At 41.3% G+C, this 16097-nt stretch carries 17 protein-coding genes and 1 pseudogene; 16 read left to right on the top strand and 2 right to left on the bottom strand.

All coding sequences use genetic code 11. The annotated features are described in order from the left end of the window. Nucleotides 1–739 (top strand): DUF6320 domain-containing protein (locus AB5642_RS17780; protein WP_368371802.1); only part of this gene is annotated, 739 nt, incomplete at its 5' end. A 103-nt stretch (nt 740–842) separates the two neighbouring features. On the opposite strand, the pseudogene AB5642_RS17775 reads toward AB5642_RS17780, so the two are convergent. Both AB5642_RS17775 and AB5642_RS17770 read right to left on the bottom strand, forming a co-directional pair. Continuing rightward, nucleotides 843–893, bottom strand: a pseudogene (locus AB5642_RS17775) (DUF6783 domain-containing protein); the annotation flags it as partial. A gap of 36 nt (nt 894–929) precedes the next feature. Next, nucleotides 930–1451 carry a hypothetical protein gene (locus tag AB5642_RS17770; protein WP_118583489.1) on the bottom strand — a complete coding sequence of 174 codons (522 nt, stop codon included), beginning with the start codon at nt 1449–1451 and terminating at the stop codon, nt 930–932. A 226-nt stretch (nt 1452–1677) separates the two neighbouring features. On the opposite strand from AB5642_RS17770, the gene AB5642_RS17765 reads away from it, so the two are divergent. The 15 genes from AB5642_RS17765 (at nt 1678) to AB5642_RS17695 (ending at nt 15869) form a co-directional block, all read left to right on the top strand. Continuing rightward, nucleotides 1678–3051: a sodium-dependent transporter gene (locus tag AB5642_RS17765; protein WP_173719001.1), complete on the top strand. Its 1374-nt coding sequence runs from the start codon at nt 1678–1680 to the stop codon at nt 3049–3051. Nucleotides 3052–3345: 294 nt separating this feature from the next. After that, nucleotides 3346–4011, top strand: a complete 666-nt coding sequence (locus AB5642_RS17760) for a response regulator transcription factor (protein ID WP_173716751.1) — start codon at nt 3346–3348, stop codon at nt 4009–4011. Beyond that, nucleotides 4008–4478 (top strand): hypothetical protein, encoded by a 471-nt coding sequence (locus tag AB5642_RS17755; RefSeq protein ID WP_237925896.1) that lies wholly within the window; start codon nt 4008–4010, stop codon nt 4476–4478. Before AB5642_RS17760 ends, AB5642_RS17755 begins: the two co-directional genes overlap by 4 nt. A gap of 74 nt (nt 4479–4552) precedes the next feature. Further along, the gene (locus tag AB5642_RS17750) at nt 4553–5443 is read left to right on the top strand and encodes a HAMP domain-containing sensor histidine kinase (protein WP_237925898.1); all 891 of its coding nucleotides are present in this window, start codon (nt 4553–4555) and stop codon (nt 5441–5443) included. 171 nt (nt 5444–5614) lie between these two features. Further along, nucleotides 5615–7201 carry a DUF6034 family protein gene (locus AB5642_RS17745; RefSeq protein WP_173719003.1) on the top strand — a complete coding sequence of 529 codons (1587 nt, stop codon included), beginning with the start codon at nt 5615–5617 and terminating at the stop codon, nt 7199–7201. A gap of 1 nt (nt 7202) precedes the next feature. Further along, on the top strand, nt 7203–8093 hold the full coding sequence (locus tag AB5642_RS17740) for a hypothetical protein (protein WP_173719004.1): 891 nt from the start codon (nt 7203–7205) through the stop codon (nt 8091–8093). Next, nucleotides 8090–8818, top strand: coding sequence for an ABC transporter permease (locus tag AB5642_RS17735; protein WP_237925979.1), 729 nt, complete (start codon nt 8090–8092; stop codon nt 8816–8818). Before AB5642_RS17740 ends, AB5642_RS17735 begins: the two co-directional genes overlap by 4 nt. Before the next feature lie 101 nt (nt 8819–8919). Further along, nucleotides 8920–9597 carry an ABC transporter ATP-binding protein gene (locus tag AB5642_RS17730; RefSeq protein WP_368371801.1) on the top strand — a complete coding sequence of 226 codons (678 nt, stop codon included), beginning with the start codon at nt 8920–8922 and terminating at the stop codon, nt 9595–9597. A 2-nt stretch (nt 9598–9599) separates the two neighbouring features. After that, nucleotides 9600–11015 carry a hypothetical protein gene (locus tag AB5642_RS17725; protein ID WP_368371800.1) on the top strand — a complete coding sequence of 472 codons (1416 nt, stop codon included), beginning with the start codon at nt 9600–9602 and terminating at the stop codon, nt 11013–11015. Then, nucleotides 11012–11740, top strand: a complete 729-nt coding sequence (locus AB5642_RS17720; RefSeq protein WP_237925977.1) for a hypothetical protein — start codon at nt 11012–11014, stop codon at nt 11738–11740. Before AB5642_RS17725 ends, AB5642_RS17720 begins: the two co-directional genes overlap by 4 nt. Nucleotides 11741–11824: 84 nt before the next feature. Next, complete coding sequence (locus AB5642_RS17715) at nt 11825–12385, top strand: NUDIX hydrolase (protein ID WP_173719007.1); 561 nt, start codon at nt 11825–11827, stop codon at nt 12383–12385. Nucleotides 12386–12439: 54 nt separating this feature from the next. Next, entirely contained in the window at nt 12440–13171 is a 732-nt protein-coding gene (locus tag AB5642_RS17710) for a class I SAM-dependent methyltransferase (RefSeq protein WP_173719008.1), read from the top strand. A gap of 165 nt (nt 13172–13336) precedes the next feature. Then, nucleotides 13337–14617 (top strand): Ig-like domain-containing protein, encoded by a 1281-nt coding sequence (locus tag AB5642_RS17705; RefSeq protein ID WP_173719009.1) that lies wholly within the window; start codon nt 13337–13339, stop codon nt 14615–14617. A 282-nt stretch (nt 14618–14899) separates the two neighbouring features. Continuing rightward, a complete protein-coding gene (locus tag AB5642_RS17700) occupies nt 14900–15475 on the top strand; it encodes a hypothetical protein (RefSeq protein ID WP_237925976.1) in 576 nt (191 codons plus the stop codon). Beyond that, nucleotides 15420–15869: a hypothetical protein gene (locus AB5642_RS17695; RefSeq protein WP_237925975.1), complete on the top strand. Its 450-nt coding sequence runs from the start codon at nt 15420–15422 to the stop codon at nt 15867–15869. Before AB5642_RS17700 ends, AB5642_RS17695 begins: the two co-directional genes overlap by 56 nt. Nucleotides 15870–16097: the final 228 nt, after the last annotated feature.

The raw sequence follows: 16097 nt of genomic DNA, 5'->3' as shown, positions 1-16097 counted from the left end.
CATTGACCGTTTCGGAATTTTCGCAAGTACCAACTCCATGCAGCTTTGTTCCTGTTCTTACGAAAACGAAATGGTTCTTGGATTTACCTCCAAGCTTCCCAAGGATAATATTCAGCGAAATTTTCTGAACATGCTGAAAAAAGAAGAAATTCCTTATACAGAAAAAACCAATAATTTCCCCGGCTGTTCCCTGAAAGAGAAAAAGGAGGCGCAGAGAATCGTGCAGGTTTTCAATTTTGTCTGCATTGCAGCTGCAATTCTCTGCGGCATGATCAATTACCTTACACGGGAAAAACTGGACTGGTTCTGGTTCGCCGCAGCTGGCTGTCTTTGCGGATGGCTAATCGTAGCGGTTGCTTATGCCAAACGGAGGAATATCTTAAAAAACGAGATCATACAGTTGATCCTGGTAACTATTATCGCGGTTCTGTGGGACAAATATACCGGATGGCATGGATGGTCTCTGGATTTTGTCCTTCCATTTGGCGCTCTTGCAGTGCTTGGCTCTATACCTGTGATCGTAAAAGTACAAAAGCTGGAAAAAGAAGAGTATCTGTTTTACCTTGTTCAGGCTACTTTTGCTGGTCTGGTACCGCTGATCCTTATGTTTTTTCACCAGATCCGTTTCCCATACCCATCTGTGGTATGCACAGGAATCAGTCTGCTGGTATTTGCAGGAATGTTTATTTTTAACAGCAATGATACTATCCGGGAGTTTCATAAAAAACTTAGAATGTAATAAAATGGACACAGATTGCAAGGACTTCTTTGCTGAAATTTCGCTAAAGCAGTCCTTGCAATCTGTGTCCGTCTGTTATGTCTGATAACCTAAAGCGTATTCGCTAAATCATTCCCGCAATCTGCACGCCCCACTTTGCGGGAGCTTTTGCAGAAAGCCCTTTTCAAACACGCTCTGGCAGTTAATATAATTAAATTTCTACAAGAATTCCCTTCTCTTTATCATACTTACAATATTTGCCATTTCCGGAAATAAATGGCTGATAAGTATTCGTACGTGTATCTTTTACATATACAATTCCTGTGGCGATCATTTCTACCAATGAGAAACGTTTACTCAGGCTGGAGATCCAGGAATAGGTCTTATTACTGTCAGAATCAGCAGCAACCAGACTGTATCCCTCTTCACACGGTTTCAGAGAAAAGTAAATTTTCTCCGGCTTAGAAGTCTCTTTAAATACCTGGCTTGCTATATAAGTAGAAAAATTCTTCTCCACAAACTGCTGGAAAGAGTATAAGGTATAAACCTCTCCGCTGACTTCGTCTGTAATCCGGTCTCCGCGCTGCAGACGCGCCTTGATCAGAGACAAAGTCTCAATGGTCCAGTTGATAAAGGAAATGCTGCTGTAGGTCATGCTCTCCAGAAGCTGGTCGATCAGTTTCTTAGTGAGAACATTCGATTTCGTTGCTTCATTAAACAATTCTTCATTCATAATCTGCACCCTCCATAACATATATATGTTAATTGATAATCTTAATTATAAGATCTTATTTTATTAAAATCAATAATTTCTCCCTCGTTTTTGTATTATTTGTTATTTGTTATTGCTGTTATTTTATATATATTGTTTGCCTTTAACACAAAACCATGTTATCATCATAAGAGTTGGAGTTTATAAAAAGCAAAAACAAATTTTACGAATTTGGAAGGAAAAATTTATGGAAAAACATCATCATGAACGAAGTACTTTTTCCGGTAAACTGGGATTTGTACTGTCTGCTGCCGGAGCTTCCGTCGGACTGGGAAATATATGGCGATTTCCTTACCTTGCGGCAAAGTACGGCGGTGGAATATTTTTACTGATTTACATTATTCTGGCACTTACTTTTGGCTACTCTATGATTGTCGCCGAAACCGCCCTTGGCCGAATGACAAGAAAAAGTCCGGTAGGTGCTTTTGGAAAATTTGGCAAGTCTAAATGGCTGTCCTTTGGTGGCTGGATCAATGCCATCATTCCAGTCCTGATCGTGCCATACTATTCCGTTATCGGCGGATGGGTTATCAAATATCTGATCGAATATATAAAAGGTAACAGCCAGAAGCTGGCAGAAGACGGATATTTTTCTGAGTTTATTTCGAATGGTACCTCCACAGAGGTCTGTTTCCTTATTTTTGCATTTTTAACAGTTGCAATCATATATGCAGGAGTCCGAAACGGAGTAGAGCGCGTTTCCAAATTTATGATGCCGGTTCTGGTATTTTTATCTGTGCTTATTACTGTTTACTCTGTTACAAGACCAGGTGCCCTTGCAGGAGTGAAATATTTCCTGGTACCAAATATTGAGAATTTCTCCTGGATGACAGTGGTAGCCGCCATGGGTCAGATGTTTTATTCCCTGTCTATTGCCATGGGAATTCTGGTAACCTTTGGCTCTTATATGAAAAAGGACGTATCTATCGAAGGTTCCACCAAGAATGTAGAAGTGTTTGACACTGCAATTGCCATTATGGCAGGTCTGATGATCATTCCGGCTGTGTTTGCATTCTCCGGTGGAGATCCGGATACTTTACAGGCAGGACCGGCGCTTATGTTCATCACCATTCCCAAGGTATTTGCCAGTATGGGGTTTGGAACTCCCATTGGGATTCTGTTCTTTGTACTGGTGCTGTGCGCAGCTCTTACCAGCTCTATTGCCCTGACGGAGAGCGCTGTATCTACCTTCCAGGACGAACTGAGATGGCACAGAAAGAAAGCAACCGTTATTGTTGGTGTGATCATGATTCTTCTTGGAACTCTTTCTTCCCTTGGATATGGACCGCTTGGCTTTGTAAAAATCATTGGAATGCAGTTTCTGGATTTCTTTGATTTCCTCACCAATTCTGTAATGATGCCAATTGCCGCACTTGCAACCTGTCTTTTAATTTCCAGAAAAGTGGGAGTGGAAAAGATTGAGGAGGAAGTAGTAGCTGAAGGCGGAACTTTCCGCAGGAAAAAGATTTTTAACTTCATGATCAAATATCTTTGCCCGATATTTGCAGCAATTATCCTGCTTAGCTCTGTAGCAAATGCATTTGGACTGATTTCCATGTAAATAATTTGTAACTGTTCTGTACTTCTCAGTTACCACTTCGCGAAATAATACCTGCTGAATAAATACTATAATTTTTTAATCGCCCCACCCATCTCAGGTGGGGCGATTGTATAAGGACTGCCTCCATATCTACAAAGCTTTAAAGTCTGCCACATTTCCATCAATAACGCACACAACTTTTCCCTATATCTGCTTTTTACAATATGGTTACATTTATCACTACCAAAACATGTATAATAGAACCAGTACATCAAATAAGGATTATTTTTCAGAGTATACAAGAAAGGACCCGAAATGAAAGCCAGAATACTTGTAATAGAAGATGAACCAGCAATCAATAACTTACTTTGCATGAACCTGGAAGTCACCGGCTACCAGACCGTAAGCTACCTGGACGGCAATGACGCCAGCGAAGGAATTGCCTGGGATCATGAGTTCCAGTGCGCCCTTGTAGATATTATGCTCCCTGGAAAAGATGGATATACCCTTTTACCAGAACTGAATCACTACGGCATTCCCGTCATTTTTCTCACCGCCAGAGCCGACATCGCAAGCAAAGTAAAAGGCCTTAAAGAAGGTGCCGAAGACTATATTGTAAAGCCCTTCGAGATGCTGGAAGTGATGGTCCGCCTGGAGAAAGTACTGGAACGTCATGGAAATTTACAGGAGCAGATACAGATTAACAATATTACCATAGACACCATAAGCCATACCGTTACCAGAAATGGAGAGGAAATTTACCTGAAACCAATGGAATACAACTGCCTTATGATGTTCGTCCGCAATCCCAATAAAGCTCTTACAAGAGAGCAGCTTCTGGCCGGTCTCTGGGGCGTAGAATTCGAAGGAGAAACAAGAACAGTAGATGCACATGTGGGACGTATCCGCAAGAAGCTGGGCTGGCAGAACAGGATCAAAACCATTCCCCGCATTGGATACCGACTGGAGGTGGAATTTTGAAGCTTTTTACAAAAATCTTTTTACAGGTGGTCTGCGTGATCCTGATTTTATCCTCCGCTGTTTTTTTCTATACTTCATATCGCTGGAAGAATCAGAGTATTCAGTATATCAATAACTATGAATATACCAAATTTCAGAATAATCTTTTACAATTTGAGGAGAAATTAAGACTTACAAGCAGTCAGTCCGCTAATTCCGATGAGAAAGTCCGAAACCGAATTCTTATCTACGCTTTCCGACAGATTTTCCATGACAGTGCTGTTCTATATCAGAATGATGAAGAACTTTACAACGGTACCGCCTATGACTTCGATGTTCAGGGAATCCAGGAACAACTGGGAGAAGTGGAATTACACGGAAAATGGTATGACGCGGATACTTATATCTGTGATCCCCTTATCAGCAAAGCCGACGGTAAAACACTGTTGCTTTTTTTTATTCCTCCACAGAGTCAACTACAAATCTGAATTATCAGATTGTCACTTATAAAGACGTTTCTGATGTTCTGGAGAGTAACAGGATCCTTTTTTATCAGGCGGGTATGTTGACGCTGGTTCTTCTTCTGTTAACCGGAACAATTCTTTTTTTCAGCCTGCTGAAAATTATGGCACCCCTTACAAAATTAAGGGAAGCTGCGGTTTCTGTATCTGAAGGCAACTATGATATACAAGTTCCTGCGGAAGGAGATACGGAACTGGCGCAGGTTGGCAAAAGCTTTAATCAGATGTCCTCCAAGGTTAAAGAACAGATTGAATGCCTTTCCACTGTAAACCATACACAACGACAGTTAATGGGAAGTCTTGCCCATGAGCTGAAAACACCTATGACCTCTATCCTGGGATATGCAGATACCCTTCTCACAGTGCGCCTGCAAAGACAGCAGCAGGAGAGAGCTCTCTCCTATATTTCCAGTGAATGCCGCAGACTGTCCCGACTTTCGGTAAAAATGCTGGAACTTACCGGATTATATGAAACTGGAGAATCACGTTTTGCCCCAACAGAAAATTCAGTGAAAGCTTTTCTGGAGGATTCCAGACAGCTAAACCTCTGCCGTCTGAAGGAGAAGAATATCTGTCTGGAACTTCAGTGTGAACCTGCTGATCTGAAGAAAAACTTTGACAAAGATCTTATGTTAAGTCTGGTAAACAATTTTATTGACAACGCAGTAAAAGCCTCCGCGGACAATTCCAAACTCATACTGGCAGCAACGGCTGGGAAACTGATGGTCCAGGATTTTGGCAAAGGAATCCCAGCTGAAGATCTTGATAAAGTGACAGAGGCATTTTATATGGTTGACAAATCCCGTTCCCGGGCAAATGGAAGTGTGGGACTTGGACTTGCACTTTGTAAAAAAATCGCGGATATACATGGATTTCAAATGAAAATTGAAAGTGAAATAGGAAAGGGAACCTGTGTATTCATTGAATGGTAAAGAAATTCTTGCCAGATTACAATTCAGTTACAATTTACGGAAGATTTGGTGTAATTCCAAGTACTATAATCTATATCAGAACATGACCGGTGATTACTATGAGCAATATCAAACACCCGTTCCCCTAAATCTCCGGTTATGTTCAAACATCGAAAGGGAGACTTCAAACAAATGAGAAAGAATATAGAAAGAATGATTGGACTTACTCTCTGCATGGGAATGTTAGCGGGATGTGCACAGACACCAGAATCTTCCCTTGTAAGGCAGAAGGGAAATAAAGCACTGGATTCTTACAAAGAAGCGGATGACAAGGATGTCAATATGGCAGGAAATGCCTCCTCCGCTGATCAGACAACTGCTTCTGAAAGTACTGCTACAAGTGATACTGCTGCCTCCACTGACGTTCATACAGATCATACCTCGGCTGCCAGAACCACTATCCGCGACCTGATCAATGCGCCTGAGACTTACAAAAGTCAGGTAACAGACGACACATCCAAGCTTGTGGTAAATACGGATGCAGCTGTGGAAATACCAGATGTGGAAAAGATATCTGCAATTTCTGTTACACCAGCTGCGGTCACACAGGATCTTCTTGATGGTATCACAGATGCCTTTTTCTCAAATGCGAAGATTTACACTGCAGACAGCTATTATGTACAGACAAAGGATGAGATCAAGAAAAAAATCGATGAATTAAAAGAAGATGTTGCCAACGGTAATCTGGATCCCAATAATTGGGGAACCGATGATAATGGCAATCTCGTATATGATATTTACGATGACATTGATTATTGGGAAAGCCAGTATGAATCTGCACCTGAAACGAGAAATCTGGTAGAAGGAAGACCTGCCGTGGGAGTGCAGACATACAGCAGTACTGGTGAAGTTATGGAGGACAATGCTTTTACCGGTATCGCCCAGTTAGATGACGGCTCCCAATATTCTTATCGTACCTCTTCCTGGGGAGCCTATTCTTTGGAAGTAAGAATCCAGAAGATAGCCCAAAAAGACGGTAAAGAAATCCCTTCTGACGCTGTCTGGTCCGATTATTCCAGCAGCAGTCCATATGAAAAACCTACCGAAAAATCTATTGGAATTTCGTTGGATGACGCGAAGAAATTAGCCCAGGAAAAAGCAGATGCCATGGGCCTTGACGATTTAAACCAATGCGGATGGGATTATGCGATTCAGACGTCCATTGGAACAGATGATAACTCCAGTTATCTCGGAAGTGGTTATGTTATCTACTACAGCCGTACCATAAATGGAACTCCGCTTACCTATACCATGGATGCAGGTGGAGCGCTTGAAGACATGGACAGTACTATGGAAACCTGGGCTTACGAAAACCTTTATTTTTATGTAAATGCAGACGGAATCGACAGCATGACTTATTGCAATCCATACACCATCGGAGAAACTAAGACTGAGAATTTAAGCCTGCTTCCATTCAGCGAGATCATGAATATCTACGAAAAAATGATGATCGTCACCAACGCGGACAACCTTACCTATGAAAATTCCAGGGTATTCAATATTGACCGTATCGTTCTTGGCTATGCCAGAATTTATGAGCCATCCACAGATGCCCATACCGGTCTTCTGGTTCCTGTCTGGGATTTCTTCGGATCCCGCAAGATTGACTCCGAATATGATGGCGAAACCTACTCAGATACGACAGATTGGCCTACCTGGAGCTTTCTTACCATCAATGCAGTAGACGGAAGTATTATAGACCGTAGTCTGGGATACTGATATGAAGCAGACACTTGGAATTGTACGCTACAATTTCTTCGGCTTTTTCCGTAATCCCAAAGTGATTTTTACCCTCTTTCTGGAATTTGTGCTCAGTTTTCTGCTTACAGGAAGAATCATGGTTGTTATGGATAACTACAATACGCCTGTACAGGCAATTGAACCTTTCCTGTGGACCTTCGGGGATGGAACAGCAGTGCTTCTAAGTTCCATGCTTTTGCTTTTGCTGTTCTCCGACCTGCCGAAAATGACACCAGTCACTCCTTATCAGCTGATCCGTACCACCAAGAAGAAATGGCTCTTAGGCCAGTTTGTCTATATTACATTCGTAACGATTTTATATACATGTTTTATGCTTTTGTTTACTTCTGTGCTGTGCATGAAGGACAGCTATCCAGGCAATCTGTGGAGTGACACAGCAGCAATGCTTGGATACTCTGATCTTGGAAAGAATCTGCAGGTGCCATCTACAGTACGTGTTATGGAAAGCATTTCACCTTATGGCTGTATGCTGCAGGTATTCCTTTTGCTTTTTTGCTATTCCCTGACTTTAAGCTTTGTAATTCTGGTGGGGAATCTCTCCAAAGGAAAAACAAAAGGCATGATAGCTGGTCTGTTTTACAGTATCTATGGATTTCTTCTGGATCCCAATGTACTGGCAGCTGTTTTACATAAAGAAAAGTATGAGATGTATCAGATAAACGTACTGATCTGCTGGATCAGTCCCTTAAACCAGGCCGTCTATGGGAAACATAATCTGGGCTATGATCCATTACTCCCAAAGCTCTGGCAATCCTGTGTATTTTTTCTTATTCTGGTAGTAATACTGGTTATTCTGGCGCTTCGCAGAATGAAGAAATATCCGTTTGAATTTCTGGGAGAAAAATCATGAGTGGTGAGATGAAACGTATGCTTACATCCAAAAATTTTCTGGCAGCCTGGCTGATTGCTTGTGCAGCTCTTCTCTTTGGACAAACCTACCCCAGTCTGAAGAAACCTTTGACTTGTGGTGCTTTTATAAACCTTCTGGATAGCGCTATAAAAGGTCAGATTGTATCTTTCATTTTACCCATAGCAGCAGTGCTTACCTGGAGTGATTCTTTCCTGCAAGAGTATAGAAGCGGATTCCTAAAAACTGCTCTACCCAGAACCAGCCGCAATCAATATGTGGAAGGAAAGATTTTTTCTATTCTGATGTCTGGTTTTCTGGTCTGGTTACTGGCAGTCATAACAGTGCTTTTAGTTAATTTTGTTATATTTTATCCTATGGAAGTAAAAGGAAATATTCCAAAAGATCTGCTGACAGAGTTTCTAATGAAAGCTCTCCGCATGAGCATCCTTGGAGGAATCATAAGTACCCTTGGAGGTATCTGCGGAACTCTGTGTCAATCTGCTTATATGGCTTACGGAATTCCTTTTATAAGTTATTACTTCGGAATTATTTTACACCAACGATATTTTAAAGAACAACTCTGGTTTTACCCGCCAGAATGGATTACCCCTTCTGGAAACTGGGGACCATACCAGACTGGTTTATGGTTATTTTTGTTATTATTTCTACTTGTACTGATCCCGGTTCTGGGAAGTGTACTATATGATAAAATTGAAGAAATTTGAGATATCAGACCTCATTTCTGAAAATAAAAATGTAGTCCTGCCTTTGGGAAATTGAAAGGATCTAAAATCAAAAGGATTTAAATGGGAAAGAAAACGATTATATGAACAGTGTAAATCACAATAAAGTATTAAAGCCAATTCCATGTGTACAAATAAGTCATGTTACTAAACGTTTCGGTGAAGACCTTGTTCTAAAAGAAGTAAATCTTGATCTGAATTACGGACAGGTATATGGCATTGTTGGAAATAATGGTTCCGGAAAGACAGTTCTTATGAAATGTATCTGTGGTTTTCTGCCGGCTACAACCGGAACCATCCATGTATCAGGAAAACAGATCGGAAAAGACACCGATTTTCCGGAAAGCCTTGGCGTTATCATTGAGACGCCCGGTTTTCTTACACAATATACAGGAATGAAGAATCTGGAAATTCTGGCGAATATACAAAAACTGATCTCCAAGGCAGATATCCGCCTTATTCTTCGAAAAGTCGGCCTGGATCCCGATATGAAAAAACCGGTTGGAAAGTATTCGCTTGGAATGCGCCAGCGTCTTGGAATCGCCCAGGCCATTATGGAGGATCCCCGTCTTCTCATTTTGGATGAACCCTTCAACGGACTGGATAAACATGGCGCAGCAGAAATCCGAAAGCTTCTTCTGGAACTAAAAGCTGCCGGTAAGACCATCCTTCTCGCCAGTCATAACGAAGAAGATATCCGTATTCTCTGTGACCATGTATATGAAATGGACGGAGGAATCCTGAAGGAAAGGACAGGCTGAACATGAAAGAAGAACAATTACAAAAAAATTCTGTATTTGCCGTTAAAACAGACAGCATCGTATTGATTACTGCATTAATTGCCAGTATCCTGTTTCTTATATCCCCATTTGCAGTTTCTGCACAGGAAGCTGATATTGAAAATACAGAAACAGTTTTTGAAGATGAAGTGGAAACTGTACCAGATATGAACCAGGATCCAGATTCCGATTCTGACTCGGGTTCTGACCCGGATTCTAACCCAGATTCCAATCCGGACCCGGATCTGGGCGGATTCATATCCGGTGACGATTCTTCTCCAAAAAATAATCCCATTCATGTTATTATTGAAAATGGGTCTGGCAATACAGACAGCAGTAATGCAGAGCCTGCCGGTGATGATGCTATGGGTGTTGGAGATACTTCTTATGGAGAGGTCTATGCCGGCAGTACAGACGGAGGTAATTCCTCCGGAGAAAAGGTTCTCCACAAGCCTCAGCTGCTATTGGAAGACAGTAATCTTTCCAGCCAGACACTAAAAGCTGGCAGCACACGGGAAATGTCCGTAACCTTTCGAAATAAGAGCCGCAGTCAGAACGTATATGGACTGAAAATTTCTCTTTCCACAGAAACAAAAGGAATTGAATTTGATAAAAATTCTTTTTATGTACAGAGGCTGACACCTGGCGAAGCCATTACTTTAACGCAGAATTTATCTATCGCAGAAGATACTGAGCCAGGTCAGGTAACAATCCTATTTTCTCTGGAATATGAAGATTCCAAAGCCTCCAGTGCCAATAGTACAGAAACTCTGACTTTTAAAGTGTCACAGCCTGTACATGCAGAATTAGAAGTGTCTGACATTCCTTCGGTATTTTATACAATGGATACTGTAGAAATTCCTGTGAAAGCATTGAATCTTGGAAGGGATAAAATCTATAATGCCAAAGTGAAATTAGAAGCAGATGGATTATCTCCAAAAGAGACTGCATTTCTGGGAAATGTAGATGAGGGAACTGCATCTGATGGTACAATAAGAGTATATGTAAAAGGAAGCACCGGAAATAAAAGTTCTAAATCGCAGTCTGTTGCAGAAGCAGGAAGTTTATCTGACAATGTATCAGATATATCAGATGAAAATGATGCTACTTCTCAGAATACATCTATTTCACCAGATCAAATTACAGGAAAACTGATTCTCATCTACGAAGATTCCACAGGTAACTCCTACCAGACAGCTGTCGATTTTTCCTCCGAAATCAAGGAATCCCAGATTCAGTCTCTAAAAGTTGAGGATTCTCAGGAAGAGACTAACAGCTGGTGGTACTCCATTTTTGCACTTCTGGCGGTTCTGTTTATCATCATCGTTCTGTTTCTCATGTCCAGATTACATAAAAAATCTGTCCTTCTGGAAGAAGCAAGAAAGGCGGCATCCCGTTGAGAAAGAAAAAAATAAACGGTTTCACCTGCTTTCTGATGATTCTCATTTCACTGACTCTTTTCTTTTTTCTCAGGCTTACCTATGAAATACAGAAAGAGAAGCAGCAGTATACAATCTTAATTTCCCTTGGAAATCTCAGTTACGACCAGAATTTCCTGAAAAAAGCTTCGAAAATAAATGGGCTTCAGGAAATCTGGCCAGTTGTGGAAATTCCAGTAACCATAAAAATAGAAGACTATACAAAAACTACCGTATTTTGTGGAATTGATCTGAATGCTTTTACGGAAATTTCCGGGCAAGACAATTTAGGAAACACTCCACGCTTACTGCTGGGGAGCAATTCTCTGGAAAATATGAAAGACTCCAATGGACATACCATTTCAAAGAAACAGCAGAATAAATATCTGAAGATGGGAGAACAGCTTGCCATTACATATACATTAGACAGTATCGATTCAAATAAAAGTTCTACTGAATACAGCAGTTCCATTTCCGACAGTAGTTTCACGACTATGGACAGTCCCGGAAATAATATTTCACCAATGTCCAGTCTTCCTTGTAAAGTTGTTGCAATACTCCCCGGAGAAGATGATCAGATCTATATCCCTCTCTCCCAGGTAAGAATTCTGTGCAGCGAATCTGGCATTGCGCTGACTGTAACAAAGGTGTTGCTAAAGATAAAGGGAAAGACCAATCTTGAAAACGCTAAACAGCTTTTTGAATAACAAAGATACTTCCTTTTCAGGTGTAAATAAATATCTGCTTATGTTATACTATTCTACAAGACCACTAAAAAGGAGCACTCTATAATGAACAGACAGGAACTACTTAACCAAATTGAGCATTATACCCCCTTCAATGAACAAGAAGAGACGGATAAGCAGCTTATTCTGAACTGGATCAGAAATAATACCAATGCTTTTTCCAGAGAAAACACGGTGGCACATATGACCGCTTCTGCCTGGGTGGTAAATCCGGATAAAAGCAAAGTTCTCATGGTTTATCACAATATTTATAATTCCTGGTCCTGGCTGGGAGGACATGCGGACGGGGAGACGGATTTACTTGCAGTTGCCCTTCGGGAAGTGAAAGAGGAAGCGGGGATTTCCCATGTCAGTCCTGTATCTGAGGAGATTTTTTCTTTGGAATCCCTTACAGTAGATGGACATGTGAAAAAGGGAAAATATGTGTCCAGCCATTTACATTTGAATGTAACATATCTGCTGGAAGCAGATTCTGAGGAAGCTGTCTCCATAAAAGCCGACGAGAACAGCGGTGTCGCCTGGTTTTCCCCTGAAGAAGCGCTGAAGAAATCTACAGAACCATGGTTTGTAGAACATGTGTACTCCAAGCTAATTGAGAAAATGTAATGAAAGAAGCCAACAATTATAATACTTATATGATACAAAGAAAGAGAAGAGAACATGAGTGAAAAAATTGTAGTTTGCCTTGAAAAAGGTGGCGCAAGAGATATGGCTGAAGCTTTTTCCAGGCGCACAAATACCCCAATCGCTGAAAAGCCGGGAGAACACCTGACGGTGCTTTTTAATTCCAAAGGTGTTTCTTTAACCGGATATGGTCTGACTTATCAGGGAGATTTCGAGAATATGCTTCACCGGGTGACCAACGGAAGATTACAGCATGAAATGCTGGTACGGGCTTCCAAATCAGAAAAGCCAGGGCGCAAGGCGATAGATGCCACAGCAGGTATGGGAGAGGATGGATTTCTTCTGGCAGCCCAGGGGTATGAGGTAACTCTGTATGAGCAGAATCCAGTGATCGCTGTTCTTTTGAAGGATGCCCTGCTCCGGGCAAAGAAGCATCCCGTATTGAAAGAGATCGCTGCCCGTATGAAGCTGGCAGAAGGCAACAGTGTGGAATTAATGCCTGCACACCTGGATCCTGTAGACGTCATCTACCTGGATCCCATGTTCCCCGCAAGACAGAAGTCCAGCCTGATCAACAAAAAACTGCAGCTCATCCAGAAGCTGGAGCCCCCATGCTCCCAAGAGACCGACCTTTTCGACGCCGCTATCAGCGCAGACCCGGATAAGATCATTGTAAAACGACCGCTGAAAAGTGAATTTCTGGCAGGAAGGAAGCCTTCTTATACGTTAAGCGGAAAAGCGATTCGATATGATTGTTATACGTTGTAGAGGAAATAAATTGGCAGAACAGGCGGATGAATAAATGATATATGCGTAGCAGCATTTTTATAATCCTTTTCGATTACTGTCAGAAGTGCTAGTGCAAATCAGAAACAACTATGTATAATAAGAATAAAAAGGACAGTATTGTTTATAAGGAAGGAGAAAATGCTTATGAGAAATGGTAAAAAGTCATTAAAAAAAGCCAGCGTACTGCTTACTACATTCTTACTTGTAGTAATGTGTCTGGCAGTGGATACCACATCTGTAAGTGCCGCGAAGATCAAACTGAACAAAACAAAGCTTACCTTGACCCAAGGCAAGAAATACCGGTTAAAGATAAAAGGCACAAAAAAGAAAGTGAAATGGTCCTCCACAAAGAAATCAGTGGCAACTGTTAATAAAAAGGGTGTCGTTACAGCAAAGAAAAAAGGAACTGCATATATTAAAGCTAAGGTTGGCAAAAAAACATATAAGTGCAAGGTTACTGTTAAGAGTAAAAAAGCACCTGCAAAGCCAGCACCTACAACACCTTCTGCTCCGGTAAATCCGCCAGCAGAGCCTACAGCAACACCTACCGCAGCTCCAGCAAAAACACCAGTACTAAGTGCAACATCTTTAAATATGCGTAAAGGTGAATATTATCAGCTTAGCGTACAAGATCCTAAGCATCTGCCTGTATGGACCAGTTCAAACAAGAATATTGCAGAGGTAGACAGTCAGGGAAAGGTACATGCAATTAATGTTGGAACAACAGAAATCAAAGTAGATGCAGGGATTGTTCTTACATGCACAGTTACAGTTACCATGGAAACAAAGCCTCAGACTGAACCAGTTCTTTCGAAAGGAGTTATAAAAGGGAAGCGGTCAGTCAAGAATGAAGCTGGCGAATCTGTAGTGATCGAGATTCCTCTGAATACTTATACCTATACTTTCAGCACAATTCCAACAAACGTGGAAGAATTGAAGCAGTATAACATCAGCGGTGATGATGGAAGATATAAGGTGCTCGCTCTTTATATCATGTCACTTCGAACCTGGAAACCGGAAAATCAGACAGATTGCGAAGAAATGATCGGATATTTATGCAACAAGCAGTTATCTGTTTATGAGAAGCAGAGATTAGCAGAGCAAATGAAGAAGAGTAAACAGTATCTCTATCTTGGAAATGCATTCTTAAATGGTGCAACTCCGGCGAATGACTACACACCTTCACAGCCTTATTCAATTACATTAACTCAGGATTCTGTAGTAGATGAAGATCAGATATACATTCCAGCAAATCCTTCCATACCATCTCCTGATCAGTATAGAGCCTTTATCTATTGCAAGGCTTCTGACAGTGGTAAATGGATCGATGTTTATAAATCATCTAAGGACGGAAACTGGTATATGTATAAATGGATGGATCTGATCACTTCAATAAAAGCCCCGGCTTCAAGTAATCCATTCTAAATATGTCTTCGGGTGATTCATTCTATTACAAGAGGGCAGACATCAAAGACCTCGGTTTTGGGTGTCTGCCCTTAATGTATTTTATAAAAATTATATCTGTAACCGCTGGGGGATGACAGTATACTAAGAGAAATCTTTTTGGACACTTTGACAGCAGCTTCCCAAACTACTGCCACGGACTCCCCAAAAACAACTTGTGACGATCATCAGCAGTTACTTATAGAACTGAAACATAATGAACTAAATAAATAACACTGAAAATCATGCAACACGCAGGTGCAGGTGATCAATAAGGGATCTATACGGGAGTATTGCAAACGTGTGCTTGCCATCTGCAAGAAGCTTGGCCTGGAGCCTATGATTTGGAGCGACATGTACATCACAGCCAATACAAACGGCCGATATTACGAAGTACCTGCTGATGCAGATTGCTCTTCCTGGGAAAAACCGGAAAAGGGGCTTGGTCTGGTATACTGGGATTATTATTATGATGATGAGAAATTCTATGAAAAGATGCTGAATATTCACAAGCAGTTATCCGATGATGTGATCTTTGCAGGAGGATCCTGGATCTGGAATGGAATCGCACCAAATTATTCCAAGACATCTGCCTGCACAAAGGCTGCCCTTCAGACCTGCAAAAAATATCTGATGAAAGAGGTGCTTTGTACCGCATGGATGGATAATGGCGCAGAAACTCCGGTAGATGCGGTATGGCCAGGCGTGGCACTGTTTGCACATCTTGGCTTCCATTTGGAATACAATGAAAAAGTATTAGAAGAAGAGTTTAAGGAGTGTGTGGGTGGAAATCTGCCAGGAGAATTCCCCGGAATATGCTGTTCTATTTGCCTATTATGAAAAGCTGGCAGCAGTGCTGGCAGATAAGGCAGACCTTGGTGTCCGTATGAAAGCAGCTTATGATAAAAAACAGTTGCTGGCTTTAAAAGAAATCTGCGAAAAAGAAATTCCGGAGACCATTCAGAATTTAGAAGAAATGAAGGTCTTAAGAGAAGACCTGTGGATGTCAGAGGCAAAGCCCTTTGGCTACGAACTAATGGATGTGAAACTTGGAGCTGTGATTACCAGACTTAACAGCACCATCCGGAGAACAAAAAAGTATCTGGATGGAGGCATCCCATGCCTGGAGGAATTGGAAGAAACGCGACTTTCATACTTTGAGAAAAATGCGGACAAACGTGAAAACCGCTGGAGCCAGATCATTAGTGGAAGTGATCTGATTGATACCATCTAAAAAGCAGACAGCCCGATATTTTCGGGCTGTCTCAGACTGTAGACAAAGCCCTGCTTTTGCAGGGTTTTGCTATTGTTGGAACCGCTTTTCTGATATAATGAATATCAGAAGGGCGGTGTTTTTTATGATGACGAAAAATACAGATAAAAAAAGAGAACAAATGATGATGTTTTCCATGGATGACATGGTACCTCAAAACCATATGCTGCGATTGATTGATAAAGCAAT

The sequence above is a fragment of the Ruminococcus sp. 1001136sp1_2201st1_G3_2201SCRN_220225 genome (genome assembly GCF_040924365.1).
Lineage (GTDB): Bacteria > Bacillota > Clostridia > Lachnospirales > Lachnospiraceae > Blautia_A > Blautia_A faecis.
This window is presented reverse-complemented; position numbering and strand designations above follow the sequence as displayed.